This is a genomic window from Bradyrhizobium sp. SZCCHNR1098 (assembly GCF_032489375.1).
In the GTDB taxonomy this organism is placed as follows: domain Bacteria; phylum Pseudomonadota; class Alphaproteobacteria; order Rhizobiales; family Xanthobacteraceae; genus Bradyrhizobium.
On record NZ_JAUEXY010000009.1, the window covers coordinates 253,827 to 279,789 of the forward strand.

General features: G+C 66.5%; 25 protein-coding genes and 2 pseudogenes. 12 read left to right on the top strand and 15 right to left on the bottom strand.

The features are described 5' to 3' along the window. Positions 1-3: 3 nt before the first annotated feature. Entirely contained in the window at positions 4-1,494 is a 1,491-nt protein-coding gene (locus QX135_RS20640) for an ABC transporter substrate-binding protein (RefSeq protein ID WP_316179760.1), read from the top strand. Between the two features lie 146 nt (positions 1,495-1,640). On the opposite strand, the gene QX135_RS20645 is transcribed toward QX135_RS20640, so the two are convergent. After that, positions 1,641-1,835 carry a hypothetical protein gene (locus QX135_RS20645; protein WP_315755179.1) on the bottom strand — a complete coding sequence of 65 codons (195 nt, stop codon included), beginning with the start codon at positions 1,833-1,835 and terminating at the stop codon, positions 1,641-1,643. Positions 1,836-2,137: 302 nt separating this feature from the next. On the opposite strand from QX135_RS20645, the pseudogene QX135_RS20650 reads away from it, so the two are divergent. Beyond that, positions 2,138-2,967 (top strand): annotated as a pseudogene (locus QX135_RS20650) (NAD(P)/FAD-dependent oxidoreductase). Positions 2,968-3,083: 116 nt separating this feature from the next. Continuing rightward, a complete protein-coding gene (locus tag QX135_RS20655) occupies positions 3,084-3,251 on the top strand; it encodes a hypothetical protein (protein WP_315733792.1) in 168 nt (55 codons plus the stop codon). A 6-nt stretch (positions 3,252-3,257) separates the two neighbouring features. On the opposite strand, the gene QX135_RS20660 is transcribed toward QX135_RS20655, so the two are convergent. Genes QX135_RS20660 through QX135_RS20685 form a run of 6 tightly spaced genes read right to left on the bottom strand, consistent with a single transcriptional unit; the run spans position 3,258 to position 9,518 of the window. After that, the gene (locus QX135_RS20660) at positions 3,258-4,100 is read right to left on the bottom strand and encodes an ABC transporter permease (RefSeq protein ID WP_410052049.1); all 843 of its coding nucleotides are present in this window, start codon (positions 4,098-4,100) and stop codon (positions 3,258-3,260) included. A gap of 11 nt (positions 4,101-4,111) precedes the next feature. Next, a complete protein-coding gene (locus tag QX135_RS20665; RefSeq protein ID WP_315785493.1) occupies positions 4,112-5,041 on the bottom strand; it encodes an ABC transporter permease in 930 nt (309 codons plus the stop codon). Then, a complete protein-coding gene (locus QX135_RS20670) occupies positions 5,041-6,033 on the bottom strand; it encodes an ABC transporter ATP-binding protein (RefSeq protein ID WP_316179756.1) in 993 nt (330 codons plus the stop codon). Before QX135_RS20670 ends, QX135_RS20665 begins: the two co-directional genes overlap by 1 nt. Then, positions 6,030-7,004 (bottom strand): ABC transporter ATP-binding protein, encoded by a 975-nt coding sequence (locus tag QX135_RS20675; protein ID WP_315778103.1) that lies wholly within the window; start codon positions 7,002-7,004, stop codon positions 6,030-6,032. The genes QX135_RS20670 and QX135_RS20675 overlap by 4 nt, the downstream gene beginning before the upstream one ends. A 4-nt stretch (positions 7,005-7,008) precedes the next feature. Next, entirely contained in the window at positions 7,009-8,646 is a 1,638-nt protein-coding gene (locus tag QX135_RS20680; RefSeq protein ID WP_315798207.1) for an ABC transporter substrate-binding protein, read from the bottom strand. 50 nt (positions 8,647-8,696) lie between these two features. Further along, positions 8,697-9,518, bottom strand: a complete 822-nt coding sequence (locus QX135_RS20685; RefSeq protein WP_315798208.1) for a sugar phosphate isomerase/epimerase family protein — start codon at positions 9,516-9,518, stop codon at positions 8,697-8,699. 229 nt (positions 9,519-9,747) lie between these two features. Between QX135_RS20685 and QX135_RS20690 the strand changes: the two genes are divergently transcribed. Continuing rightward, on the top strand, positions 9,748-10,878 hold the full coding sequence (locus QX135_RS20690; protein ID WP_316179753.1) for a hypothetical protein: 1,131 nt from the start codon (positions 9,748-9,750) through the stop codon (positions 10,876-10,878). 45 nt (positions 10,879-10,923) lie between these two features. Here the strand turns inward: QX135_RS20690 and QX135_RS20695 are convergent, their stop codons facing one another. Together QX135_RS20695 and QX135_RS20700 are read right to left on the bottom strand one after the other, a co-directional pair. Further along, on the bottom strand, positions 10,924-11,568 hold the full coding sequence (locus QX135_RS20695; protein WP_316179751.1) for a PQQ-binding-like beta-propeller repeat protein: 645 nt from the start codon (positions 11,566-11,568) through the stop codon (positions 10,924-10,926). Between the two features lie 32 nt (positions 11,569-11,600). After that, the gene (locus QX135_RS20700) at positions 11,601-12,821 is read right to left on the bottom strand and encodes a helix-turn-helix domain-containing protein (RefSeq protein WP_316179750.1); all 1,221 of its coding nucleotides are present in this window, start codon (positions 12,819-12,821) and stop codon (positions 11,601-11,603) included. 86 nt (positions 12,822-12,907) lie between these two features. Between QX135_RS20700 and QX135_RS20705 the strand changes: the two genes are divergently transcribed. Together QX135_RS20705 and QX135_RS20710 are read left to right on the top strand one after the other, a co-directional pair. Continuing rightward, a complete protein-coding gene (locus QX135_RS20705) occupies positions 12,908-13,669 on the top strand; it encodes a DUF899 domain-containing protein (protein WP_315778108.1) in 762 nt (253 codons plus the stop codon). A 15-nt stretch (positions 13,670-13,684) separates the two neighbouring features. Next, positions 13,685-13,987 (top strand): hypothetical protein, encoded by a 303-nt coding sequence (locus QX135_RS20710; RefSeq protein ID WP_315778109.1) that lies wholly within the window; start codon positions 13,685-13,687, stop codon positions 13,985-13,987. On the opposite strand, the gene QX135_RS20715 is transcribed toward QX135_RS20710, so the two are convergent. Further along, complete coding sequence (locus QX135_RS20715; protein WP_316179747.1) at positions 13,926-14,783, bottom strand: LysR substrate-binding domain-containing protein; 858 nt, start codon at positions 14,781-14,783, stop codon at positions 13,926-13,928. The genes QX135_RS20710 and QX135_RS20715 overlap by 62 nt on opposite strands. Before the next feature lie 159 nt (positions 14,784-14,942). On the opposite strand from QX135_RS20715, the gene QX135_RS20720 reads away from it, so the two are divergent. Both QX135_RS20720 and QX135_RS20725 read left to right on the top strand, forming a co-directional pair. After that, the gene (locus QX135_RS20720; protein WP_316179746.1) at positions 14,943-15,926 is read left to right on the top strand and encodes a sodium-dependent bicarbonate transport family permease; all 984 of its coding nucleotides are present in this window, start codon (positions 14,943-14,945) and stop codon (positions 15,924-15,926) included. An 11-nt stretch (positions 15,927-15,937) separates the two neighbouring features. Next, positions 15,938-16,249 carry a DUF190 domain-containing protein gene (locus QX135_RS20725; RefSeq protein WP_315778111.1) on the top strand — a complete coding sequence of 104 codons (312 nt, stop codon included), beginning with the start codon at positions 15,938-15,940 and terminating at the stop codon, positions 16,247-16,249. A 16-nt stretch (positions 16,250-16,265) separates the two neighbouring features. Here the strand turns inward: QX135_RS20725 and QX135_RS20730 are convergent, their stop codons facing one another. The 5 genes from QX135_RS20730 to QX135_RS20750 form a co-directional block, all read right to left on the bottom strand. Further along, the gene (locus tag QX135_RS20730; RefSeq protein WP_316179744.1) at positions 16,266-17,051 is read right to left on the bottom strand and encodes an ABC transporter ATP-binding protein; all 786 of its coding nucleotides are present in this window, start codon (positions 17,049-17,051) and stop codon (positions 16,266-16,268) included. Next, positions 17,048-17,821, bottom strand: a complete 774-nt coding sequence (locus tag QX135_RS20735) for an ABC transporter permease (RefSeq protein WP_315755491.1) — start codon at positions 17,819-17,821, stop codon at positions 17,048-17,050. The genes QX135_RS20730 and QX135_RS20735 overlap by 4 nt, the downstream gene beginning before the upstream one ends. A gap of 202 nt (positions 17,822-18,023) precedes the next feature. Further along, positions 18,024-18,968, bottom strand: a complete 945-nt coding sequence (locus QX135_RS20740; RefSeq protein ID WP_315733759.1) for an ABC transporter substrate-binding protein — start codon at positions 18,966-18,968, stop codon at positions 18,024-18,026. Positions 18,969-19,095: 127 nt separating this feature from the next. Further along, positions 19,096-19,833: a histidine utilization repressor gene (gene hutC / locus QX135_RS20745; RefSeq protein WP_315785525.1), complete on the bottom strand. Its 738-nt coding sequence runs from the start codon at positions 19,831-19,833 to the stop codon at positions 19,096-19,098. Further along, entirely contained in the window at positions 19,830-21,188 is a 1,359-nt protein-coding gene (locus QX135_RS20750) for a formimidoylglutamate deiminase (protein ID WP_315733755.1), read from the bottom strand. Before QX135_RS20750 ends, hutC begins: the two co-directional genes overlap by 4 nt. 91 nt (positions 21,189-21,279) lie before the next feature. Here QX135_RS20750 and hutI point away from each other — a divergent pair, with 91 nt between their 5' ends. From hutI to QX135_RS20770, 4 genes and pseudogenes are all read left to right on the top strand, one after another. Continuing rightward, on the top strand, positions 21,280-22,494 hold the full coding sequence (gene hutI / locus QX135_RS20755; protein ID WP_316179741.1) for an imidazolonepropionase: 1,215 nt from the start codon (positions 21,280-21,282) through the stop codon (positions 22,492-22,494). Beyond that, entirely contained in the window at positions 22,491-24,038 is a 1,548-nt protein-coding gene (gene hutH, locus QX135_RS20760) for a histidine ammonia-lyase (protein ID WP_316179738.1), read from the top strand. The genes hutI and hutH overlap by 4 nt, the downstream gene beginning before the upstream one ends. Positions 24,039-24,047: 9 nt before the next feature. Further along, positions 24,048-25,718 (top strand): urocanate hydratase, encoded by a 1,671-nt coding sequence (hutU, locus tag QX135_RS20765; protein ID WP_316179736.1) that lies wholly within the window; start codon positions 24,048-24,050, stop codon positions 25,716-25,718. 107 nt (positions 25,719-25,825) lie between these two features. Further along, positions 25,826-25,963: pseudogene (locus QX135_RS20770) on the top strand (magnesium chelatase ATPase subunit I); the annotation flags it as partial.

A 25,963-nucleotide genomic window follows, 5' to 3' on the forward strand; every position in this document is an offset into this window, starting at 1 on the left:
ACAATGTTGAAAAGACTATCCATCGTCGCATTGGCCGCGCTCGTCGCGGCCACCGCTGTGCCGGCCTCGGCACAAAGCAAGAAGGACAGCGTCGTCGTCGGCATGACCTTGGAGCCGCCGGGGCTCGATCCGACCAGCGCGGCCGCCGCGGCCATCGCCGAGGTCACGCTCTACAACGTCTATGAGACGCTGACCAAGATCAACGAGGACGGCTCGGTGTCGCCGCTGCTGGCCTCGAGCTGGCAGGCCTCGTCGGATCTGAAGAGCTACACTTTCAAGCTCGTCAAGGGCGTGAAATTCCAGAACGGCGAGGCGTTCGATTCCGCCGCCGTGAAGTTCTCGTTCGAGCGCGCCGGCGCCGCGAACAGCACCAACAAGGACAAGGCGCTGTTCCAGGCGATGGAGGCGGTCAACGCGCCCGATGCCGAGACGATCGAGGTCAAGCTCAAATATTCCGAGCCCAACCTGCCGTTCCTGCTCGGACAGGCCACAGCCGCGATCGTCGAGCCGAAGAGCGCGCCGACCAACGCGACGCAGCCGGTCGGCACCGGGCCGTACACGCTGGGTAGCTGGGCCAAGGGCTCGTCCCTGAGCTTGAACAAATGGCCGGACTATCGCAACGCCGCAGCCGTCAAGCTGTCCAAGGTGACGATCCGCTTCATCTCCGATTCGGCGGCGCAGGTCGCGGCGCTGCTGTCGGGCGACGTCGATGCCTTTCCGCGCGGAACGTCGGCGCGCACGCTGCCGCAGTTCAAGTCCGACCCGCGCTTCACCGTGCTGATCGGCGGCTCCAAGGCGAAGACCATCGTCACGATCAACAACAAGAAGAAGCCGCTCGACGACGTCCGCGTCCGCCGTGCCATTCTCGCCGCCATCGACCGCAAGGCGATGATCGAGGGCGCCGTCGACGGGCTCGGCACGCCGATCGGCAGCTTCTACGTGCCGGGCTCGCTCGGCTATGTCGACACCACCGACATCAATCCCTACGATCCGGAGAAGGCCAAGAAGCTGCTGGCGGAAGCCGGCATCGCCACGCCGCTGCAGCTCTCGCTGCGGCTGCCGCCGCCGGCCTACGCGCGGCAGGGCGGCGAGGTGCTCGCGGCTCAATTGGCCAAGGTCGGCATCGTCGCCAAGATCGAGAACCTCGAATGGGCGGCATGGCTGTCGCAGGTGTTCAACGGCCCGCACGACTTCGACCTGACCATCGTCTCGCATGTCGAGCCGTTCGACCTCGTGAAGTTCACCGAGAAGAACTACTATTTCGGCTATCAGTCCGAGGCCTTCGACAAGCTGTATCAGAAGATCGTCGACACGCCGAACGAGGCGGAGCGCGCCAAGCTGCTCGGCGACGCCCAGCGCATGCTGGCAACGGATGCGGCCGCCGGCTTCCTGTTCCAGCCGCAGTGGATCACGGTGATCAACAAGAAGCTGAAGGGCGTCTGGAAGGACGTGCCTCAGTTCGAGAACGATTTCGCGAGCTGGTCGTGGGAATGATCGTGAGCCCGTTTTGCTTGGCTGCGAAATAATTCCTGCGCACTGCGGTGCCCTCTCCCCTTGTGGAAGAGGGCATCGCCGGTCCATCCATATGTGCGGTCGCGTGACGGGTATCTCTCCACGAACGACACCATTAATTCTACAGATCAGTTCGGCCATTCGATGGGCGTAAAGCGCATCTGCCGTCGTCGCATTTCAGCCTGAAGCTCCTGGGCGTATTGCTTGGCCCGGTCTCCGATGAGCCGATAGGGTCCCCCGATCCGACTATCAGCGGCAACTTGCTTCCGGACACTCTCATAATAGGCCAACAGACTTTCGTCGGTTGAATTCTCAAATCGCATCGATGCTCCCCGAAACGCAACCTTAGGTGTCAAATTTTGCCACTATCGCCGCTGCACAGCAGTGACATAGGTTAAGTTCCGTTGCCCAAAAAAAGTTCCTTGTGTGTTCCGGATTATGACCGAGCGAATTTTGCTCCGGAGCCCGGGGGGGGGAACTTGGGACCGCGGGCTGCGTAGAATTTGGGGTGTCGGCGTCGACCGAGCGCTCAGGAACCTGCGGTTCGGCAGCGGTCGCGCGCATGGGACGAACAACGGTTTCGCGGCAGACGCGGCCGAGCTGTCAAGAAGGGCGAGGGGCTGCGATGCGTACCGAAGTTCTCGTCGTCGGCGGCGGGCCGGCCGGCCTGATGGCCGCGATCTATCTGGCGCGGTTCCGACGGGACGTCGTGATCATCGACAGCGGCGCATCTCGGGCAGCCCTGATTCCCCGCAGTCATAATCTACCTGGCTTTCCTGACGGCATTTCGGGACATGAGCTGCTCGCGCGGATGGAGCATCAGGTGGAGGACCTCCGCGTTCCGATCATCCGCGGCACGGTGACATCGCTCGACAGGACCGGCGCCGACGTCGTCGCGACATATGCTGACGGCGCAATCGCCGCGCAGCGGGTGATTCTGGCGACGGGGATCGTCGACAGGCAGTTTCCTCTTCCCGACTGGATCGAGGCGGTTCGCCAGGGTGAGCTGCGCTACTGCCCTGTCTGCGATGGCTACGAGGCAGCCGACCGCAAGATCGGGATCGTCGGCGCACTCGGTCATGCTGCAGGCAAGGCGCTGTTCATGCGTGTCTACAGCGCCGACATCACGTTGATCCCGAGCGATGACGCGCAGAACGACGCAGCGCGGGAGGAGCTGGCCGCGGCCGGGGTTCGCGTGATGCCGCCAGCGAACGCTTCGAGGTCATCTATCCCGCGCTGGGGGCTGAGGTCCGCTCGGAGCTCGCCATCCGGATGGGCGCGCGACACACGGCCGAGGATTTTCTGGAGGTGGACGCCAAGCAGCGCTGCGGCGTCGACGGGCTTTATGGTATCGGCGACGTCGTCACCGACCTACACCAGATCTCGGTCGCGTTCGGCCATGCCGCGGTGGCCGCCTGCCACGCACATCATTCGCTGCCGATGCGCTATGTGTAACCTTCCGGCAGGACAGTCATGCGAAGTCGATCACAACCTCAGATCGCGCTATCCTATGTTAACGCGTTTGGTGTTGATCTGTCGGACCTTGGCGCATGGACAGGAAATCGGCATGTTTGGCGGCGGCGTCGAGCTGCCATGAGGAAGCCGCACGCGATCCGGCACGCCGCGACCTTTGGCTGCAGGAAGCATCGAAATGGACGGCGCTGGCGGGCGAGCCGGCTGGCAACGCGGTGATCATCTGCGAACAGGCCGCCTCTGCGACCAAGGAAGCCCGCGGCTGAGTGCAGCTATTGCAGCGTCGGGTCGAGCCGGTCACGCAGCCAGTCGCCGATCACGGACACCGCAAGCGTGGTCACGACGATGATGATCGCCGGCGCCAGCATGATCCACGGCGCGCGCGTGAGATATTCGCGGCCATAGCCGACCATGTTGCCGAGGCTCGTCATCGGCGGCTGCACGCCGAGCCCGAGGAACGAGAGGCCGGACTCCAGCAGGATGACTTCCGGAAACACCAGCGTCATCGACACGATCAGGGTCGAGGCGATGTTCGGCAGGATGTGCCTGAGATACACGCGCTGCGGCGTCGCGCCGAGCTGGCGGACGGCCGCGGCATAGCCCTGCGCATTGGCCGAGATGGCGAGCCCGCGCGCGATCCGCGCATAGCGCTCCCAGCCGAACAGGCCCATCAGCCCGATCAGCAGCGGCAGCGAGTTGCCGAAGAAGGCGAGCACGGCAAGCGCCAGGATCAGGAACGGCATGCTGGCCTGGAAGTCGGCGAGCATCAGCACGGCCTGCTCGACGAGGCCGCGGAAATGCGCGGCGAGAAAGCCCAGCGTGGTGCCGGCGATGGCGGAGATCGCGGTGGCGCCGAATGCGATCAGGAGCGAGATCCGGATCGAGACGATCAGACGCGACAGCACGTCACGGCCGAGTTCGTCGGTGCCGAGCCAATGCGCGGCGTTGCCGGGCAGCGCCAGGCGATTGCGCAGGTCGAACTTGGTGAAGCCATAAGGTGCGAACTGGTCGGCGAAGACGGCCAGCAGCAGCATTGCCGCGATCCAGCACGCGGCGATCGTGACGGAGACGGGAACGTCGGGCCAGCTCAGCCGCCGCGCGGCAGGTGCCTTCATCGCAACGTCGGTCATGCCTCCGCTCCCTTGCTGCGCAGCCGCGGATCGAGCAGGCCGTAGAGGAAATCGACGATCAGGTTCGACGTGACCATCGTCATCGCCACCAGCAGCAGGATGCATTGCACGACCGCGAGGTCGCGGTTGGCGACGGCGACGACGAGCAGCCGGCCGACGCCGGGCCATGAGAACACGCTTTCCACCACCACCGCGCCGGCGATCAGGCTGCCGACCATGAAGCCGAGGATGGTGACGGTCGGGATCGCGGCGTTCGGCAGCGCATGGTCGGTGATGACCCGGCGCCAGGGCACGCCCTTGGCTGATGCGGTCCGTATATAGGGCTGGCCGAGGATCTCGAGCATCGCGCTACGCGTGAACCGCGCCAGCACCGCAGCGCCGCCGAAGCCGAGCGTCACGATCGGCAGGATGGCATGACGCCAGGAGTCCTGCCCTCCCGACGGCAGCCAGCCGAGCTGGACGGCGAAGATCAGCACCAGAATCAGCGCCAGCACGAAGCTCGGCACCGTGAAGCCGGCCACCGCCGTGATCATCACGGCGCGGTCGATGGCCGAACCGCGGTGAAGCGCTGCATAGATGCCGGCGGGAATGCCGAGCAACACCTTCACTAGGAACGCCGGGATGGTCAGCGCCAGGGTCGCCGGGATGCGCTCGATGACGAGCTGGATCGCCGGCCGGCCGTCGCGCATCGAGCGTCCGAGCTCGCCCTGGCCGATTGCCTTGAAGTAGTCGAGATATTGCATCCAGATCGGATGATCGAGGCCCCACGCCTTGCGAAACGCGGCGATGACCTCGGGCGGCGCTTCCGGCCCCATGATCATCAGCGCGGGATCGCCCGACAGCCTGAGCACGATGAAGGCGAAGGTGACGACGAGTGCGATCGTCAGCAGCGCGCGCGACAGGCGGATCGCGAAATAGCGCAGCATCACGCGGCATCCTGGGTCTGTGACTGTGGCCCCGTCACGAGATGGCAAGCCACCTGGCGCTGTTGATCCAGCGCGGTGAGCGCGGGCACCTCATTGGCGCAGCGGGCGGTCGCGCGGCTGCAGCGCGGATGGAAGGCGCAGCCGGAGGGGCGCGCGGCCGGATTCGGCGGATCGCCCGTCAGGACGATGCGGTTGGTGCTGCGGCGTCCCGGAGCAGGGGAGGCCGAGACGAGCGCCTGCGTATAGGGATGCTGAGGCCGCGCGAACAGATCGTCGGCATCGCCATATTCGACGATGCGGCCAAGATACATCACCGCGACCTTGCTGCTGATCTGCCGGACGACGCGCAGATCATGGCTGATGAACAGCATGGTCAGCCCGAGCCGCGCCTGGAGTTCGATGAGCAGGTTGACCACCTGGGCCTGGATCGAGACGTCGAGCGCGCTGACCGGCTCGTCGCACACCAGGAAGTCGGGCTTGGTCGCGAGCGCGCGCGCGAGCACGATACGCTGGCGCTGGCCGCCAGACAGAGCGCCCGGATAGCGGCGGCCATGGCTGTCGTTGAGATCGACGGATTGCAGCAGCTCGTGCACGCGCGCGTCGCGCTCGGATGTCGTTCCGATACCGTGGATCTCGAGCGGCTCGCGAATCTGCGCGGCAACAGGGAGCCTGCGATCGAGCGCGCCGAGCGGATCCTGGAAGATCATCTGCATGCGCGCGCGCTGCGCGCGCCAGGCCGCCGAGCCTGGTGCTGCGATCGGCGCACCGCCGAAGCGCACGCTGCCCTGGTCGGGCGGCTCGAGCCCGAGCACCATGCGCCCGGTGGTGGATTTGCCGGAGCCGGATTCGCCGACGATGCCGAGCGTCTCGCCCTTCGCAATCGCAAAGCTCAAGCAGTCAACGGCGTGGACCGATGCAGGACGCCCGAACAGGCCGGACCTCATCCGGTAGGTGCGCGAGATCCCGTGGACCTCGACCAGCGGCGCGGTCATTCGGCGGCGAGCTCCACCGGCAGACGCTGCGGCCGCAGGCAGGCCACCGCGCGGTCCGGCTCGATCGGCGCCAGCGGCGGCACGCCGGCATGGCAGCCGTCGCCGGCAAAGGTACAGCGCGGTGCGAAGGCGCAGCCGCTCGGCAGCGCGCGCGGATCGGGCACCGTGCCGGGAATGGCCTGCAGCCGCCGCCTGATGCCATCGAGCGGCGGCAGCGCGCCGATCAGGCCCTGCGCGTAGGGGTGCCAGGGATCATCGAACAGCCTCGTCGCCGGGGCGCGCTCGACGATGCGGCCCGCATACATCACGCAGACGCGGTCGCAATTCTCGGCGACGACGCCGAGGTCGTGGCTGATCAGGACCATCGCCATGTTGAACTCGCGCCGGATGGCCGACAACAGATCGAGGATCTGCGCCTGGATCGTGGCGTCGAGCGCGGTGGTCGGCTCGTCGGCGATCAGGAGGTCGGGCTGGCCGGCGAGCGCCATCGCGATCATGATGCGCTGGACCTGGCCGCCGGAGAACTCGTGCGGATAAGCCGACAGCCGCCGCGCCGCATCGGGAATGCCGACGAGATTGAGCAGCCTGAGCGCCTCGGCCCGCGCGGCCTCGCCGCGCAGCCCGCGATGCAGCGCGAGGCTTTCGCACAACTGGCGGCGGATCGTGAGCACCGGATTGAGCGCGCTGGCGGGATCCTGGAAGATCATCGCGATGCGGCGGCCGCGCACCTGGTCGAGCACCTTGCCATCAGCACCCAGCAGCTCGCGGCCTTCGAGCTTGGCTGATCCGGACACTTTCGCCTTGACCGGCAACAGGCCGAGCGCCGCGAGCCACGTCACCGACTTGCCGGATCCGGACTCGCCGACGAGGCCGACGGCCTCGCCCTTGCGGATGTCGAGATCGATGCCATGCAGCACGGGCGTGCCGTCGAAGGCGACCCTGAGGCCGGAGATGCTGACCAGCGGCGCCACGGCATCACGCTCCGTAGTTGCCGGTGCGGAAGTCCATCGCGAAGGCCGGCGAGGCCTTCCACTTGATCGACTTCGGCTTGGCGGTGAAGGTCGCGTTCTGGTGCAGCACCGTGTAGGCCGGGTCCTCGCGCTCGGCGATCTCCAGCATCCGGCGGAACGCCTTCTTGCGGGCCTCGCGATCGGTCGAGGTTTCCAGGAACTCCGACAGCCGGTTGAGCTCGTCGTTGCTCCATTCGCCGACCTGCTGCTGCTGGCCGTTCGGACCGTGCTGGGCGACGAGCGACGACACCGGATCGTTGAACGCGGCCGAGTTCGACCAGTCGCGCACGGCGCGGGTGGGCGCGCGCTCCAGGATCTGCGACCAGTTCTCCTTGGTCTCGATCTGCACGTTCAGGCCGACCGCCTGCCACATCTCGACCAGCACCTGCGCGGTCGCGACCTGGTTGGTGTAGTAGTTGTTCAGCAGGCGATAGGGGATCGGGTCGCCCTTGTAGCCGGCCTGCTTCAGCAGGTCCTGCGCCAGCTTGGGATCGAATGCTGGCACGCTCCAATCGGCGACGAACATGTCGCCGTAGAACTCCCACTGCAGGCCCTTCGGCACGCGGGTGCGGCCGGCCCACAGGCTGTCGACGATGGCCTGGCGGTCGATCGCGTGGGTGAAGGCGCGCCGCACCAGGGGATTGGCGAGCTGCGGATGATTCTTGTCGAACACGGTCAGGCGGTGGTTGAGGATGGTGCCGCCCTGGACCTCGAACGCCGCATTCTTCTCGATGCCGGCGATCTGGTCCGGCGGGATGTCGCAGGCGAACTGATATTCGCCGGAGAGAAGCCCATTGATGCGGCTCGCGACCTCCGGCACTTCGAGGAAGCGGATGCGCTTCAGCGGCGGGCGGCCGCCCCAATATTCGTCGTGGGCCTCGAGCGTCAGCGACACGTCGGGCTTGAACTCGACGATCTTGTAGGGGCCGGTGGTGATCGGCTTGCGCGCCCAGTCGAGATAGCTCGCAGCTTCCTCCCAGCCGCGGCGGCTCATGATGTCGGAGCCGTAGCGCATCAGCCGGCCTTCGATGGTCACGTCGGGCGTCGCGTTGACGAAGCGCACGGTGTATTTGTCGATCGCATCGACGCGGACGAGATCCGGCCAGATGCGGCGGGCCACGCCGATGACGTCCGGCGGCAGCTCCTTGCCGGGGCGCGGCGCCGGGATCTTCTCGAATGCCTTGATGGTGCTGCGGCTCTTGGCCTCGCTGTCGCCGAACATGCGCTCGCGGCTGAACGAGAACACGACGTCCTCGGCCGTCATCTCGTCGCCATTGTGGAACTTGACGCCCTGGCGCAGCTTCAATTCGACGGTCTGGTCGTCGATGCGCTTCCACTCGGTGGCGAGGCCGGGAACGGCTTCGAGATTGCCGCGGAAGTTCTTGGAGATCAGGCCTTCCCACAGCGACGAGTAGAACACGCGCTCGCCGACATTGGACTGCTCGCGCAGCACGTCGAGCACGTTCGAGTTGGTCACCTTCTGCACGGCGATGGTGACCGAGGGACGGGTGTCGGCTTGCGCGATCGAGACGCGCGGCAGGATGAAGCTGCCGCCGATCGCGGCGCCGGCGCCGAGCAGGCCGCGGCGGGTGAGCTTGGTCATGGCAATATCTCTGTGGTCTGAGGTTGTCCGAGAAATGAGGATGCGTTGGCTTATTGAGCGAGCTCGAGCGAGGCGAGATACGCTGCGCCGGCCTTGACGTGATCATGATTGCGCAGTTCGAGGATCAGGCGCGGATTGGAATTCAGCTTCGCCAATGCGCGGAACACGGCGACCCAGCGGATATTGCCTTCGCCCGGCGCCCAGTGGCGGTCGGCGTAGCCGTCGGTGTCCTGCAGATGGACATGGGTCAGCATGTCGCCGGCAGAATCGACGTAGTAGTCGACGGGCGGCGCGCCGGTCGAATGGTGCGCGTAGTTGGCATGGCCGGTGTCGAGCGAGACCCGCACCTTGCTGCTGCCCAGCGCCTTCGCCAGTCCAACGCGATCCTGCGGGTTCTTGTCCTCGATGTTCTCGATCACGATCTCGCAGTTGGCCTGCTCGGCAGAGGCAATGACGTCGGTCAAGGTCGCCCGCACGCGCTCGATCAGCGCCTCGCGATTGTCCGGCAGCATGTCGATGTTGTTGGCATCCCAGGTCGTGTACGGCGAGTGGATCACCATCTGGGTGGCGCCGAGAAATTCGGCGACCTCGAGCCCCTGCAGCAGGCGTTTGGTCACGGCGCGGCGGATCATCGGGTCGTGACTGTCGATCTTGAAGCCCCAGAACGGGCCGTGGATGCCGAGCCGACCGGTGTGCCCGTCCAGCATCGACTTGATCTCCTTGGCGGTGCTGCGCCAGTCGCTGTCGAGAAGGTCCGCGCGGAAGAAGTCCTGGATCTCGAGATCGCGTTGACGTTCGAGCAGCCAGTCGCGATGAGCCGGAATGGACTTGACGGAGAGGGCGGCGCCGAGCACCGGCAGCGTGGTGGTCATGTCGAGGAAACCCTTTCGAGGAAGCCCTTGGCCTGCGTGAGACCCGGCAAGCGCTAGCGGAGTTCGATGACGCTCCCATGAAGGGCTGTGGAGGACGTCCGCGACATGTTGTGCCTTCGTGGGCACGAGGCCGGTCGGCCTCGCAATCCCTGGGGTAGTCGCACGTTCTTTGCTGCTACTTGACGTAGCCGCGGGAATTGCAACAATGCGGCGAAAACGGGGAATTGGGATGACGGTGCTGCGTACGATCGTTGGAACGATGCTTTCGCTCCTGGCGCTGGCGACAGCTGCGTTGAATGAGCCTGCGCATGCGAAGGGGCCTTACGGCTCCATCTCCGTCGCGGGCTGGTCGGGCGGCGCCTACACCGACGACAACACCGGAAAATTCTCGAGCTGCATCGCTTCCGCCAGCTACAAGAGCGGCATCAATTTCGGTGTTCTCGCGCTGCCGACCTTCAACTGGGCTCTCGCCTTCATCCATCCCGGCTGGTCGCTGTCGCAGGGACAGAAGTTTCCCATCGTGCTCAGCTTCGACGGGCGCAATTCCTACAATGTCGAGGGCTCGGTATGGTCGGCCAACATGGTCGTCGTGCCGATGCCGAACGACTCCAGCCTGATCAAGGCGTTCAGGGCGGCACGGACGATGTCGGCCTTCGCGCAGGGCAATCTGTTCCAGTTCGATCTGAACGGCACGTCCGTGCTGCTGCCGTCGCTGGCGAATTGCGTGCGCATGATCAATGCCGGCGGAATGGCGGCCGCGACGAATTTCACCGTGCAGCACGGCGCTCCCTCGGCGCAGCGTCAGGGAGCGCCGCCCGCCGCCACCGCGACGACGAGCACGCAGCCGGCGCGGGCGTCGGAGGACTCTCCCGAGTTGCAATTGGAAGCGATGCAGATCGCCTCCAACTTCATTCTCAAAGCCGCGCTGTCGCATCCGGCCATTCTGGGCGGGGGCGAACGGCCAGTGTGGTTGACATCGGGCGGGGTCGCCTGGAAGGCCGACAACGCCACCGGGTTCGTTCGGATCGTGCCGCCGCAGCGGAATGTCGACGGCCTCGAAGTCGCCGCCACGATCATCGGCAACGACGCGCGCGACTGCAAGGGCAAGTTCATCTCGGCGCGCAACAGCGAACTGGTCGACAGCGCCGTCGTGTTCCGCGGCATGTCCTCCTGCGAGGACAGCGAGAAGTCGGACATCGCCGAATACTTCATCTTCCCGCGCAAGGCCGGCGGCTTCGTCCTGTTCTCGGTGGTCACGCCGACCAAGCCGGTCGGTGGCGGCGGTGGCCAGCAGCTGCAGACCCGCGAGGAAGCCAACGCCAACTTCCGCAAGGCGGCCTATACGTCGATCGGGAAGTAGGGCTGCCTTCCCTTCGCTACGCCGTCCGCGGGTCGATTTGCCGGCTCACCCTCGCGACCGCTTCGGCCGCCTGACGGCGCGGACCTTGCCGCTGCCGCCGCCGCCGCAATACAGCGTTTCGTCGCCGTCGGATTCCATGCCGGAGACGCCGGTGCCGGCGGGCATGTCGAGCTGTTCGAGCACCTCGCCGGTCGCGGGATCGATGCGCCTGATGTCGCTGACGTCGTCTTCCCAGGTGCCATGCCAAAGCTCGCCATCGACCCAGGTGACGCCGGTGACGAAACGCGTGCACGGGATGCTGCGCAGGATTTGCCCGGTCGCGGGATCGATCTGGTGGATCTTGCGATCGCGATAGGCGCCGACCCAGAGCGATCCCTCGGCCCAGGCGAGCCCCGAGTCCCCGCCTCCCGACGGCGCCGGGATCGTCGCGAGCACGCGGCCATTATCGGGATCGACCTTGTGAATGCGATCTTCGGCAATCTGATAGAGGTGCCGGCCATCGAACGCCGTGCCGGCATGCGAGGGGATATCCAATGACTTCCGTACCGCGCCGTCGGCCGGATCGAACGCCTTGATGCTGTTGCCGGTCGCGATCCACACCTGCCGACCGTCATAGCTGACGCCGTTGACGCGCTCGGCGTCGTCGAACGGGCCGTACTCGCGAATGATCTCTGCGGTTGCTCGTGTCATGTCTGCCATCCCCTTTTTCCGATGGACCCACGCTAGTCGAGCGACGACCACGCCGGGAGTAACAACGCGGTCGCGAATTCCGGCACGACGGGGCAGGTCCAGCGTTGCGCGCGGCCCCGACCGAACGACTGGACCCTGCCGGACGACGCCAGTCCATCGAGGGCACGCTGCACGGTTCGCTGGCTCGCGCCTAGCGCCAGCGCAAGGCCGGAGCTTGACCATGCCTCACCGTCGGCGAGGCAAGCAAGCACGGTGGCATTGTCGTCCTCGATCGGCTGTGCGAGGACGACGACGTCGTGATCGCGACACGGCACCAGGGCAAAGCCGTCGCGCGTGGCATTGATATCGGCCAGGCCATGGAGGAGCTGGCGCAACCGTCCGATCTCGACGCGCAGGCGGGCGCGGTGCGACTCGTCGGCTTCCTTGCCGCGGAATGCATGCGCGATCAGTGCGGCCCGCGGCACATCATCGGGGACCCCCTCGGCCAGCCGCCGGGCGAGTGCAAACAGCACCGGGCGCCGCGCCAGCGACACGATCTGGCTCGCCCGGCGTACCGCCAATCGGCAGGCATCGATGATCAGCACATCCGACCGGAATAGCGATTCGACGTCGTCGAGCTGCAGCAGGCGTTCCTCGCCGCGCAGGATCATCCGCGCGGCCGGCGCCGACAGCGCCGACGAGGCCCGCTCGATCTCCGCCTGGAGCTCCGGAATGCGGGCCTGCCGCGCCGACCGCGTCGCGCGCTCGAAAGCCGATCGCGCGGTCTTCGTCTGTAGACGGCGCAAGGCCAGTCCGGCGACGATGAGCTCGTAGATCGTGCGCGCGGCCGGCAGAAGCGGCGAGGGATCGAGCTCGGCGAGGCTGCGCTCGGCGTCATCGAGGTGCCCGATCAGAATCATGCGCCTGATCTCTAGGCTGCGCGCATAGGCGGCATTGGCGCGGTCGCCCTGCTGCTCCAGGGTCTGGCGTGCGGCTGCGAGCGACTTGGTCGGCCAGCCGAGATCGCGCGCTGCGAGTGCGATCTCGGCCTCTGCGACGGTGCAGCGGGCGCGGGCCAGCACTGCCTTGGGGCCAAAGCTTCGTGCGGCCTGCCGCAGCAGCGCCTTCGCGCGCCCGAAATCGCCAAGCCGCGCCATCGCGATGCCGCGCAGCGCCAGCGCCGGGGGATCATCGCGCAACGCAACCCGGTTCAATGCGCCGAGCGGATCGCCCGCAGCGAGTGCCTGCGCCGCCGCTGAGATCAGCGAGTCCATGCAAATCCCGCCATACTTGTCACTCCCGGCCCCTCCCGTGCCGATCCTAGTCTGAGCTGCGGTCAACACGCAAAAGGATGACGATCATGACCATGCATATCACCGGGACGCGCGAAGATTGGTTGAAGGCCCGGCTCGACCTGCTGCAAGCCGAGAAGGAACTCACCCGCCGCAGCGACGAGTTGGCGGAGCGCCGCCAGGCCCTGCCATGGGTGCGCGTCGACAAGGCCTATCGCTTCGACACCGAAGACGGACCCGCCGCGCTGCCCGACCTGTTCAGGGGGCGCTCGCAGCTGCTGGTCTATCACTTCATGTTCGGACCCGACTTCCAGGCCGGCTGCCCGTCCTGCTCGATGATTGCCGACGGCTTCAACGGCTTCCAGGTCCATCTCGCCAATCATGATGTGATGCTATGGGCGGTGTCACGCGCGCCGCTGGCGAAGCTGAAGGCGTACAAGGCGCGGATGGGCTGGACCTTCCCGTGGGCGTCATCGGCGAGCAGCGACTTCAACTTCGACTTCAACGTCGCGATCACCGAGGAGCAGCAGCGCCGGGGCGGCACCGACTACAACTACCGCACCAGTCCTCCGCTCGGGGCTGGCGACGTGCCGGCGATGGTGGCGGAGATCGCCGCCGGCACCGGCACGGATGGCGCGACCTTCATGCGCGATCGGCCGGGCATGAGCGCCTTCATCCTTGAGGATGGTGCCGTCTATCACACCTATTCGGCCTATGCGCGCGGCCTCGACGGGCTATGGGGCGCCTATCAATGGCTCGATCGCGCACCCAAGGGGCGCAACGAGCAGGGCGTCTGGTGGCGTCGCCACGACGAATACGGCCAGCGCTGACCACGGAGCAGAGCCATGGCGTTCCTCCCGACCAGGATGCGCGCGATGCCCGACATCGCCAATGGTCTCCGCTTCGCTGCGGCGCCGACCTTCGCGCTGATGGCCGTGCTGAACGCCATGGCGCGTGACGGCCGGTCGGACGTGATCTGCTCCGCCATGCCGGCGGGCGCGCCGCTCGGCGACATGACGGTGATGTATCTGCTGATGAGCGCATTCCACCTCGTGCCATGGTTGAAGCGCATCGGCCGCTACGTTGCTATTCGAGCGAGCGGACGATGTGCTGCTTCAGCCGTTGCGCCGGCAGCGACAGACCCTTGACCTCGAGCAGCGCGATCTCGGTGTCCTTGAGATCCGGCAGGTCATGGCCGTCGAGCACGTGCAGGCCTGCCGGCACCATGTCCTTCGGCAGCACCGCGAGCCCGAGCCCGGCCTTGACCGCGGCATGCGCGCCGGACAAGGCGGCGCAAGTGTAGGAGATGCGCCACGGCTTCCTCGCTCTGTCGAGGGCCGTGGTGGCGCGCTTGCGGTAGACGCAGGGCGGCGGCGACACCACCAGCGGCACCTTCGCGCCGTGATGCAGGAAGTCGCGGCTGCCGGACACCCACACCAGCGGCTCGCGCCAGACGCGCAGGCCCTTGGCGCGCACCGACGGCTCCTGCTTGACCAGCACCAGATCGAAATCGCCGGCGCGGAAGCGGTCGACCAGGTTGAGCGTCAGGTCGCAGGTGACTTCGAGCGCGACGGACGGATAGGCCTGCGCGAATCGCGCGAGCACCTCGGGCAGATGGCGGGTCGCGAAATCCTCCGGCGTCCCCAGCCGCACCACGCCGGTCATCATCGGCTCGCCGAACCGCGCCACCGCCTCGTCGTTCAGGTCGAGCAGCTTCTGCGCGTAGTCCAGGAACCGCTTGCCCTCGGTGGTCATTGCCACCGCGCGCGGCGAGCGCTCCAGCAGCTTGGCGTTGACCGCGCTTTCGAGCCGCCCGATCTGCAGCGAGATCGTCGATTGCTGGCGTCCGAGCCGCTCGGCGGCCTGGGTGAAGCTGCCGAGCCGCGCGATGGTCGCGAAGGTGCGCACGAGGTCGATGTCGAGATTGGTCAACGTCTTCGGCATGGGGCGGTCATGATCGAGAAACACAATGGTAAAGCTTTCAATTATCAATTTTACAAATTATCGCCCTTTGCTGCAAGTGCGGCCGGCGCCCATTGGGGGCGCCCTTGGAGGGCGGAGGCCGGCACCAGAGGCCGTCCGCCCGATGCGGAGTAGCGCTTCATGGGGCTGACCGAACTTGCGTTTCAGAATCTGCTGTCGCCGATGGTGTTGTTCTTCGTGGTCGGCCTCGCCGCCGCGCTGGCGAAGTCCGATCTCACCGTGCCTGAGGCGGTGGCGAAGCTGCTGTCGCTCTATCTCCTGATGTCGATCGGCTTCCGCGGCGGTGTCGAGGTCGCGCATCACGGCATGAGCTGGGATCTGGTCGCCGCGATCTGCGCCGGCGTCCTGCTGTCATATTTCACGCCGATCCTGGCCTATCTGCTGCTGACGCGAATGAGCCGGCTGTCGCCGGTCGACGCCGCGGCCGTGGCCGGACACTACGGCTCGATCTCGGCGGTGACATTTGCCGCCGTCACCGGCGCGCTCAATCTCGTGTCGTTGCCGTTCGCGGGCTACATGGTCGCGGTCGCGGCTGCGATGGAGACGCCCGCGATCGTGTCAGCACTGCAGCTCGCGCGTCCGCATCGCAAGACTGAAACGGGGGACGGGCATTCGATGTGGCGCGAGGTGATGCTGAACGGCTCGGTGGTCACTCTGCTCGGCGCCTTCCTGGTCGGCATGATCACCGGCCCCAGGGGGCTCGCGACGGTGAAGCCGTTCCTGGTCGATCTCTTCCCAGGCTTCCTCTGCGTGTTCCTGCTCGACATGGGCTTGATCGCAGGCCGCGGCCTGCAGCACGGACGCAAATATCTCAGCGTGCCGCTGTGCAGCTTCGCCGTGCTGATGCCGCTGATCGGCGCAGCGCTGGGCGCTCTGCTCGCAAGTGCCATCGGGCTATCGGCCGGCTCGGCCGCCGTGCTGACGACGCTCGCGGCGTCGGCGTCCTACATCGCCGTGCCCGCCGCGCTGCGGCTGGCGCTGCCGGAGGCCAATGCGGCGATCCCGCTCACGCTCTCGCTCGGGATCACCTTTCCTTTCAACCTGCTGGTCGGCATTCCGCTCTATATCGGCGCTGCGACGATGCTCGCCGGCGCCGTGAAATGAGGGAGGAGACGATGAAGACATTCGCCAAGAAGCGCATCGATCTGATCATCGAGATGCCGCTGCTGCGCCGGGTCACCGAGCGCTTCGACCAAGCCGGCGTGACCGGCTACTCCGTGCTGCCGGTGATCGCCGGGCGCGGCCAGTCCGGCCCCTGGTCGGCCGGCGGGCAGGTCTCGGAGGTCGGCCAGATGGCGGCGATCATGTGCATCGTCGACGGTGGCCGCGTCGATGCTGTGGTCGATGCTGTCTTTGCCGTGGTCCAGCACCAGGTCGGGCTCGTCACGGTGTCCGATGTCGAGGTGGTCAGGCCCGAGCGGTTCTGATCGGGCGCGGCGGGGATTACGCCTCCGCCGCGACCTTCAGCGCCTCGGCGCGGATCTCCTCGACCAGCCGCTCCTTGAGCGCCACGAATTCCGGCGAGGTCTTGACCTTGTAGGAGCGCGGGTGCGGCAGCTCGATCTTGATGTCGGCCTTGATGCGGCCGGGCCGCGCGCTCATCACCAGCACCCGGCTGCCGAGGAAGATCGCCTCCTCGATGTCGTGGGTGACGAACAGCACCGTCTTCTGGTCGCGCTCCCAGATGCCGAGCAGCATCTCCTGCATCAGCACCCGCGTCTGGTTGTCGAGCGCGCCGAACGGCTCGTCGAGCAACAGGATCTTCGGATCGTTGGCGAGCGCGCGCGCGATCGCGCAGCGCTGCTGCATGCCGCCGGAGAGCTGCTTGGGCCAGTGGTTCTCGAAGCCCTTGAGGCCGATCTGCTGGATGAAGCGGTCGGCGATGGCATTGCGCGCGGCCTCCGCCACGCCGCGCTCACGCAGGCCGAAGGCGATGTTCTCGCGCACGCTGAGCCAGGGGAACAGCGTGTAGGACTGGAACACCATGCCGCGATCGGCGCCGGGGCCGGTCACCTCGTTGCCGTCGAGCAGTACCTTGCCGCTGGTCGGATGGTCGAGGCCGGCGACGATGCGCAGCAAGGTCGACTTGCCGCAGCCGGAGGGGCCGAGGATGGTGACGAAGTCGTTGTTGCCGATGGTGAGGTCGACCGGCTCCAGCGCGCGCGTCGGCGCATGACCCTGGCGGGCCGGAAAGGTGCGCGTGACGTTGTTGATGACGAGCGTGGTCATGCGAGCTTCCACGGGAACAGCCAGGCGTTGAACGCCTTGAACAGGAAGTCCGAGATCAGCCCGATCAGGCCGATGACGATGATGCCGAAGATGATCTGTCCGGTGTTGAGCAACGCCTGGCTGTCGGTGATCATGTGGCCGATGCCGGAGGAGGAGCCGATCAGCTCGGCGACGATGACGTAGGTCCAGGCCCAGCCGAGCACGAGGCGCAGGACCTCGGCGATATCAGGCGCAGCGGACGGCAGCAGCACCCGGCCGATGATGCCGCGGTCGCTGGCGCCCAGCGTATACGCAGCCTCGACGAGATCGCGCCTGGTATTGCCGACAGTCACGGTGATCATCAGGATGATCTGGAACACCGAGCCGATGAAGATGATCAGAAGCTTCTGGAGCTCGCCGATGCCGGCCCACAGGATCAACAGCGGAATGAAAGCGGAGGCGGGCAGATAGCGCGCGAAGGACACGAACGGCTCGAGGAACGCCTCGACCGGCTTGTAGGCGCCCATCAGTAGGCCGAGCGGGACGGCGATGGCAGCCGCGAGCACGAACCCGCCGACGACACGCCAGACGGTCATGCCGATGTCATAGAGGAAGCCGAACTTGGTCAGCAGATCCCAGCCCTCGCGCACCATCGTCAGCGGATCGGCAAGGAAGGTCTTCGACACGTAGCCGCCGAACGTCGCCAGGGACCACGCCGCGACGAAGACGACGAAGAAGGCGAGGCCGAGCGCTGTTCTTGACCTGGCGCTGACGGGATCGAGAGGTCGGATCACGGAGAAAGGCTTTCGTGGTGGAGGCGGTACGCCCGGTGTCGCGGGCTGCTGGTGGTCGGTTCGAATAAATTCACGAGGGCATGATCTCTCCACATCGTCATTGCGAGGAGCGAAGCGACGAAGCAATCCAGAGTCGCACCCCGCCCTGGATTGCTTCGCTACGCTCGCAATGACGGATCACTCAGAGCTTAGCTCCGAGCTACTTGATGAAGCTCGCGTCGTAGAGGTCGTCGATTTTCGGGATCTGCTTGACGATGCCGACCTCGAGCAGGAGCTCAGCGGCCTCCTTGTTGAAGGTCTTGAACTCGGTCTCGAAGAACTTCTGGCTCGCGGCCTTGTCCTGCCAGCGCAGATATTTGGCGGAGTTGCCGAACTGCTCAGCCGTCTGCTTCACGTCCGCGCCCATGATCTCATAGGCCTTGGCTTGGTCCTTGGCGATCATGTCCAGCGCCTCGAAATAGCTGTCGGCAAGCGCCTTGGCGGCCTTCGGGTTCTCGGACAGGAACTTCGGTGTGCAGCCGAACGTGTCCATCACCATCGGATAATCGAGGGTGGTGGCGATGATCTTGCCCTTGTCGGGAGCGGCGCGCACCGTCGACAGATACGGCTCGTAGGTCATCGCCGCGTCGTTCTGACCGGCGACGAAGGCCTGCGCTGCGGCGGCCGGCTCCAAGTTCACGATGGTGACGTCCTTCACCGTGAGGCCGTTCTTCTTGAGCATCCAGGCCAACCCGAAATAGGGCGAGGTGCCGGGTGCAGACGCGGCGACGGTCTTGCCCTTCAGGTCCTTGATGGAAGCGATGTCGTTGCGCACGGCCATGCCGTCGGCGCCGTAGCTCTTGTCGAGCTGGAAGATCTGCTTGGTGGCGACGCCGTTGGCGTTCCAGGAGATCCAGGTCTCGACCGTAGTTGCCGCGCACTGCACGTCGCCGGCGGCGATCGCGAGGTGGCGATCCTTCTGCGGGATCTTCTTGATGGTGACGTCGAGGCCGTTCTTCTTGAAGATGCCGGCTTCCTTCGCCAGCGTCAGCGGCGCGAAGCCGGTCCAGCCGGAAATGCCGATGCCGACCTTGACGTCATCGGCGTAGGCGGTCGTCGAAGTCAGGAGCGCGGCCGTTACTGCAAGTAGCCCGAATCTGCGCATCGTCATCGTCCTTTGCGGTGGGAGGAAACTGGTCGCGCGGCTCGCGCGCCGTCAAGGCTGCGCGGTCCGCCTGCGTCTGCAAGCGTGCTTGCAAATCTCGTGCTCAGGCCGGGCGCGCTTGATCGTTTCATTCGCTGCCCCTGAACCGCGCCACAAGCCGATGCTGCTCGCCGGGATAGACCAGCCGCACCGCTGTGAGCGGCTGGTTCTGGCGCCAGGTGTGCCGCTCGATCACGAGGCAGGGTGCGCCGATCGCGATGTCGAGCCCATCGGCGATCGCCTCGTCGGCGACGATGGCGCTGATCGCATGCTCCGCTTCGGTCCATGGCACGTGATGTAGCAGCCAGGAGCCGGGCGGATCGACCTTGAAATTGGCCTTGGCCGCGTCGGGGACGGCATCGAGGTCGATCAGGCGATCCTCGATCGCGAATGGCAAATTGTCGGCGCTGTGCCGGCAGCGGATCGCGATCACCTTGCATGGCGTCTTGACGCCGAGGCGCTCGCGATCGGCCGCGTTGGCGGTGCGGCGCGTCGATGAGATCAGCTCGTAGCCATAGGCGCGGCCGAGCGCGCCGATCTCGGCGCGGATGTCGGGGATCTTCAGCACGGCCGACAGGAATTGCGGTCGCCGCACGAAAGTGCCGGCGCGCCGCCGCCGCTCGATCAGGTCGGCCTGGGCAAGCTCCGACAGCGCCTTGTTCACGGTCATGCGCGAGCAACCATAGTGCTCCATGATCTCGTGCTCGAACGGGATGCGATGGCCCGGCGGCCATTCGCCGGTGAGGATGCGGCGCTCGATGTCCTGCCGGATCGTCTTGTAGAGCGTGCCGGTTGCCTGCTTGGCGCTGTCATCGGCGAGGCTCATGCGAGCAGCCTCCGCACGGCCCTGTTGAAGCCGCGCCGGGCCGTGTCGCGCGAACGATGGTGGCCGCCCTGGACGACCTTGGCGCCGCCGGCCCAGACGCAGTCGATCGCGTCGTTCGACGTCGCGAAGATCCAGCCGTCGAGCAGCGCATCTTGCGTCCGCCCCGCGAGCGAAGGATGCGTCAGATCGAACGTGACGATGTCGGCACGGCCGCCCACCTGCAGCCCGGCGAGAGATTGCGCCAGCGCCTGCGCGCCGCCGGCGAGCGCGGCATCGAGAAGCGTGCGGCCCGTCGACGCATCCGGACTTGACGTCAGCACGTTGCGCTCGCGATGCGTCAGCCGCTGGCCGTATTCGAGCTGGCGCAACTCATCGCTAACGCCGACCAGCACGTTCGAGTCGGTGCCTACGCCGATGCGTCCACGCGCGCGCAAGAAGTCGCGCGCCGGGAAGATGCCGTCGCCGAGGCTGGCTTCGGTGATGGGGCAAAGGCCGGCCGTCGCGCCGCTGCTCGCGAGTGCCGCCGTTTCATCCGGCGTCATGTGCGTCGCGTGGATCAGGCACCAGCGAGCATCGACGGCATGATGATCGAGCAGCCATTGCACGGGACGCTGCGCCGACCAGGCCAGGCAGTCCTCGACCTCCTTGACCTGCTCGGCGGCGTGAATGTGGATCGGGCCGCCGTCCGCAAGCGGCAACAGCGTGCTCAGCTCATCCGGCGCGACGGCGCGCAGGCTGTGCGGCGCGATGCCGAGATTGGCGCCGGCAAGAGTGCTGATAGCCCTGCGCGACGCCGCGAGCAGCCTCTCGAAGCGATCGACATCGCAGATGAAGCGCCGCTGTCCCTCATGCGGCGCGGCGCCGCCGAACCCGCCATGCGCATAGAAGCTCGGCAGCAGCGTCAGGCCGATGCCGGATGATTGAGCTGCACCGGCGATGCGCACCGCCATCTCGGCGATGTCGGCGTAAGGCGTGCCATCGCGATCATGATGCAGATAATGGAATTCGCCGACCCGCGTAAAACCGCGCTCCAGCATCTCGACATAGAGCAGCGTCGCGACCGCCTCGACATCGTCAGGGCTCATCGCCAGCGCGAAGCGATACATCGTCTCGCGCCAGGTCCAGAACGTGTCGGTGGAAGGACCGCTGATCTCGGCAACCCCTGCCATGCCGCGCTGGAACGCGTGACTGTGCAGGCTGGCGATGCCGGGGATCGCGACCTCATGTTGCTCGTCGGCGGAGGTCGGAGGCACGCCCGCGGTGACCGACGCGATTGTGCCGTTGCTGATGACGACCTGCACGTCCTCGGCCCAACCCTTGGGCAGAAGCGCGGATGCGAAGTGCAGTGACGCCATGATCGATAAGCCCGCTGGACAGGACGGCGGAAGCGAGTTTATGTATAGACATATCGCCCGTCAAGCTTTCGTGAAGTTGGGAGGCAGCAGCATGGCCGAGCGCTTCGATCGGATCTGGCACAATGCGCGGCTCGCGATGCTGCGCGAGGGGCAGCCGGGCCTCGGCGTGATCGAGCAGGGCGTGGTGGCCGCGCGCGGCGGCCGCATCGCCTTTGCCGGCCCGCAGTCCGATTTTCCAGCCAATGCGGATGCGCCCGAGCGCATCGATTGCGAGGGCCGCTGGATCACGCCGGGCCTCGTCGATTGTCACACCCATCTCGTCTACGGCGGCGACCGCGCCCATGAGTTCGAGCTGCGCTTGGCGGGCGCGAGCTATGAGGAGATCGCCCGCGCTGGCGGCGGCATCGTCTCGACCGTCGCTGCAACGCGCGCCGCCAGCGAGGAGGCGCTGGTTGCAAGCGCTCTGCCGCGGCTCGATGCACTGCTCGCCGAGGGCGTCACCACGATCGAGATCAAGTCCGGCTATGGGCTGGAAACCGCAACCGAGCTGCGGCAATTGTCCGCAGCCCGCGCGCTCGGCAGCCGGCGGCCGGTCGGCGTGCGCACCAGCTTTCTCGGCGCCCACGCGCTGCCGGTGGAGGCTGGCGGCGACAAGGACCGCTACATCGATCTCGTCTGCAATGAGATGCTGCCGGCGGTCGCAAGGTCGGGCCTCGCCGATGCCGTCGATGCGTTCATGGAAAACATCGCCTTCTCTCACGCGCAAACGTCGCGGGTATTTGCTGCGGCGAAAGCGCTCGGCCTGCCGGTCAAGCTGCATGCCGACCAGCTCTCCAATCTCGGCGGCGCGGCGCTTGCGGCCCAGTTCGGCGCGCTCTCGGCTGATCATCTCGAGCACACCGACGAAGCCGGCGCGGCCGCGATGGCGCGAGGTGGAACGGTCGCAGTGCTGCTGCCCGGCGCCTACTACTTCATCCGCGAGACGCAGAAGCCGCCGGTCGAGCTGTTCCGCAAACATGGCGTGAGGCTCGCGCTCGCCACCGACTGCAATCCAGGCTCGTCGCCTTTGACCTCGCTGCTGCTCACGATGAACATGGCCGCGACCTTGTTTCGCATGACCGTCGACGAGTGTCTTGCCGCAGTGACGCGCGAAGGCGCCCGCGCACTCGGTCTGTCGGCTGAGACCGGCACGCTCGACGTCGGCAAATGGTGCGATCTCGCGGTCTGGGACATCGGCCGCCCGGCGGAGCTGGTTTACCGCATGGGCTTCAATCCGCTGCATCAGCGTGTCTGGAGGGGCCAGTGAGCACGATCATTGCGGCGCCCGGCCGCGTCGGCCTCGACGATCTGGCGCAGATCTATGCGGGAGCTGCGGTCGTGCTCGAGCCTTCCTATTGGCCTGATGTCGATGCGGCGGCCGCGATCGTCGCCAGGGCGGCGCAAGGCGCCGAGCCGGTCTATGGCATCAACACCGGCTTCGGCAAGCTGGCCTCGAAACGCATCCCGCCCGATCAGACCGCGCAGCTCCAGCGCAACCTCATCCTCTCGCATTGCTGCGGCGTCGGCCCTGCGACGCCCGAGCCGGTCGTGCGGCTGATGATGGCGCTGAAGATCATCTCGCTCGGCCGCGGCGCCTCGGGCGTGCGGCGCGAGATCATCGAGCAGCTCCAGGCGATGCTGGCGCACGGCGTGTCTCCGTTCGTGCCGCAGCAGGGCTCCGTCGGCGCCTCCGGCGATCTGGCGCCGCTCGCGCACATGACGGCGGTCATGATCGGCGAGGGCCAGGCCTTCCACGATGGCCGGCTGGTGCCCGGGCGCGAGGCGCTGGCGCACGCCGGCCTGACGCCGGTCACGCTCGGGCCGAAAGAAGGCCTCGCGCTGATCAACGGGACGCAGTTCTCGACGGCCTATGCGCTCGCTGGCCTGTTGCGCGCGCATGATCTGCTCAACGCCGCGCTGGCGGCCGGCGCGCTGTCGGTCGATGCCGCGATGGCCTCGACTGCGCCGTTCCGCCCTGAGATCCAGGCGCTGCGCGGTCATCCCGGTCAGATCGAAGCTGGCCGCGTGCTGACGGAGCTGCTCGACGGCAGCGCCATCCGACTGTCACATCTGGAAGGCGACGAACGCGTGCAGGATCCGTATTGCCTGCGCTGCCAGCCGCAGGTCGCAGGCGCCGCGCTCGATCTGTTGACGCAGGCGGCGCGCACACTGGTGACCGAAGCCAATGCCGTCACCGACAATCCGCTGGTGCTGGTCGGGACCGGCGAGATCATCTCCGGCGGCAACTTCCATGCCGAGCCGGTGGCGTTCGCTGCGGACCAGATCGCGCTGGCGCTGTCCGAGCTCGGCGCGATCAGCGAGCGGCGCATCGCCACGCTGGTCGATCCCGCGCTGAATTTCGGCCTGCCGCCGTTCCTCACGCCGGAGCCGGGACTGAACTCCGGCTTCATGATCGCCGAGGTGACGGCGGCGGCTTTGTTCGCCGAGAACAAGCAGCGCGCGCTGCCATGCTCGATCGACTCCACGCCGACCAGCGCCAACCAGGAAGATCATGTGTCGATGGCCGCGCATGCGGCGCGGCGGCTGCACGACATGGCCGACAATCTCGCTGCTATCATCGGCATCGAGCTGCTCGTCGCCGCCCAAGGCATCGAGCTGCGAGCGCCGCACGACACCAGCGCGGCGCTGTCGGCCGTCATCGGTGCGCTGCGCGTGCACGTGCCGGCGCTGGAGAACGACCGCTACATGGCCGACGATCTCGCCAAGGCGGCCGCGCTCGTCGGTGGCGGTGTGTTGGCCACGGTTGCAACGCATGCACTCGGACGCGATCCGTTTCCCAAGCTTGGATGAGAGGGACCCATGAACCGACGCCTGGACAATGCGCGGGTGATCCGCGCCCCCATTGGCAGCGACATCAGCGCCAAGAGCTGGCTCACCGAAGCGCCCTTGCGCATGCTGATGAACAATCTCGATCCTGATGTGGCCGAGAAGCCGAGCGAACTGATCGTCTATGGCGGCATCGGCCGCGCCGCGCGCGACTGGGACAGTTTTGATCGCATCGTCGAATCCTTGCGCAAGCTGGAGGCGGATCAGACACTGGTCGTGCAATCCGGCAAGCCGGTCGGCATCTTCCGCACCCATCCGGATGCGCCGCGCGTCCTGATCGCCAACTCCAACATCGTGCCGCATTGGGCGACGCTCGATCATTTCAACGCGCTCGATAAAATGGGCCTGATGATGTACGGCCAGATGACGGCCGGCTCCTGGATCTACATCGGCAGCCAGGGCATCGTGCAGGGCACCTATGAGACCTTCGTCGAGGTCGGCCGCCGTCACTACAATGGCGATCTCGCTGGCAAGTGGATCCTGACCGCGGGCCTCGGCGGCATGGGCGGCGCGCAGCCGTTGGCCGCCACGATGGCTGGCGCCTCGATGCTCGCCGTCGAATGCCAACCGAGCCGCATCGAGATGCGGCTGCGCACCGGCTATCTCGATCGCCAGGCGGCCACGCTCGACGAGGCGCTGGCGCTGATGGCGGAGGCCGCCAACACCAAGAAGGCGGTGTCCGTCGGCCTGCTTGGCAACGCCGCCGAGATCTTCCCGGAGCTCGTGCGCCGCGGCGTGCGCCCCGACATCGTCACCGACCAGACCAGCGCGCATGATCCGATCAACGGCTATCTGCCGAAGGGCTGGACGCTGGCCGAGTGGGAGGCCAAGCGCGCGTCGGAGCCGAAGGCCGTCGAGCAGGCGGCGAAGACCTCGATGGTCGGCCACGTCCAGGCGATGCTGGATTTCCACGCCATGGGCATCCCGACGCTCGACTACGGCAACAACATCCGCCAGATGGCGAAGGACATGGGCCTCGCCAACGCGTTCGATTTTCCCGGCTTCGTGCCGGCGTATATTCGTCCCTTGTTCTGCCGCGGCATCGGTCCGTTCCGCTGGGCTGCGCTGTCGGGCGATCCGCAAGACGTCTACAAGACCGACGCCAAGGTGAAGGAGCTGCTGCCGGACAACAAGCACCTGCACAACTGGCTCGACATGGCGAGGCAGCGCATCAAGTTCCAGGGGCTGCCGGCGCGGATCTGCTGGGTGGGGCTCGGCGATCGTCATCGCCTCGGGCTTGCGTTCAACGAGATGGTCGCCCGTGGCGAATTGAAGGCGCCGATCGTGATCGGGCGCGACCATCTCGACTCCGGCTCGGTCGCGAGCCCGAACCGCGAGACTGAGGCGATGAAGGACGGCTCGGATGCCGTTTCGGACTGGCCGCTGCTCAACGCGCTCCTGAATTGCGCGAGCGGTGCGACCTGGGTGTCGCTGCATCATGGCGGCGGGGTTGGCATCGGCTATTCGCAGCATGCCGGCATGGTGATCGTGGCGGACGGCACACCGGACGCGGCGCGGCGGCTGGAGCGCGTGTTGTGGAACGATCCGGCCACCGGCGTGATGCGCCATGCCGATGCCGGCTACGAGGACGCGATCGCGTGCGCCGAGGCCTACGGCCTCGACCTGCCGAGCCTGGCACGCTGAGGGCGTGCATTCCTCACGGGTTGAAGTGCGGCCCCTGATTGTGATCTCATGCTGACAACGCGAAGGGAACTCGTCGCGGTGCAGGGGAAGCTCATGGGGATCGCCTTCCGTTCTCGGCCATCGTCGGCCAGGACGAGATGACGCTGGCGCTGATGATCGCTGTCGTCGATCCGAAGGTCGGCGGCGTGCTGGCCTTTGGCGATCGCGGCGCCGGCAAGTCGACCGCGGTCCGCGCGCTCGCAGCG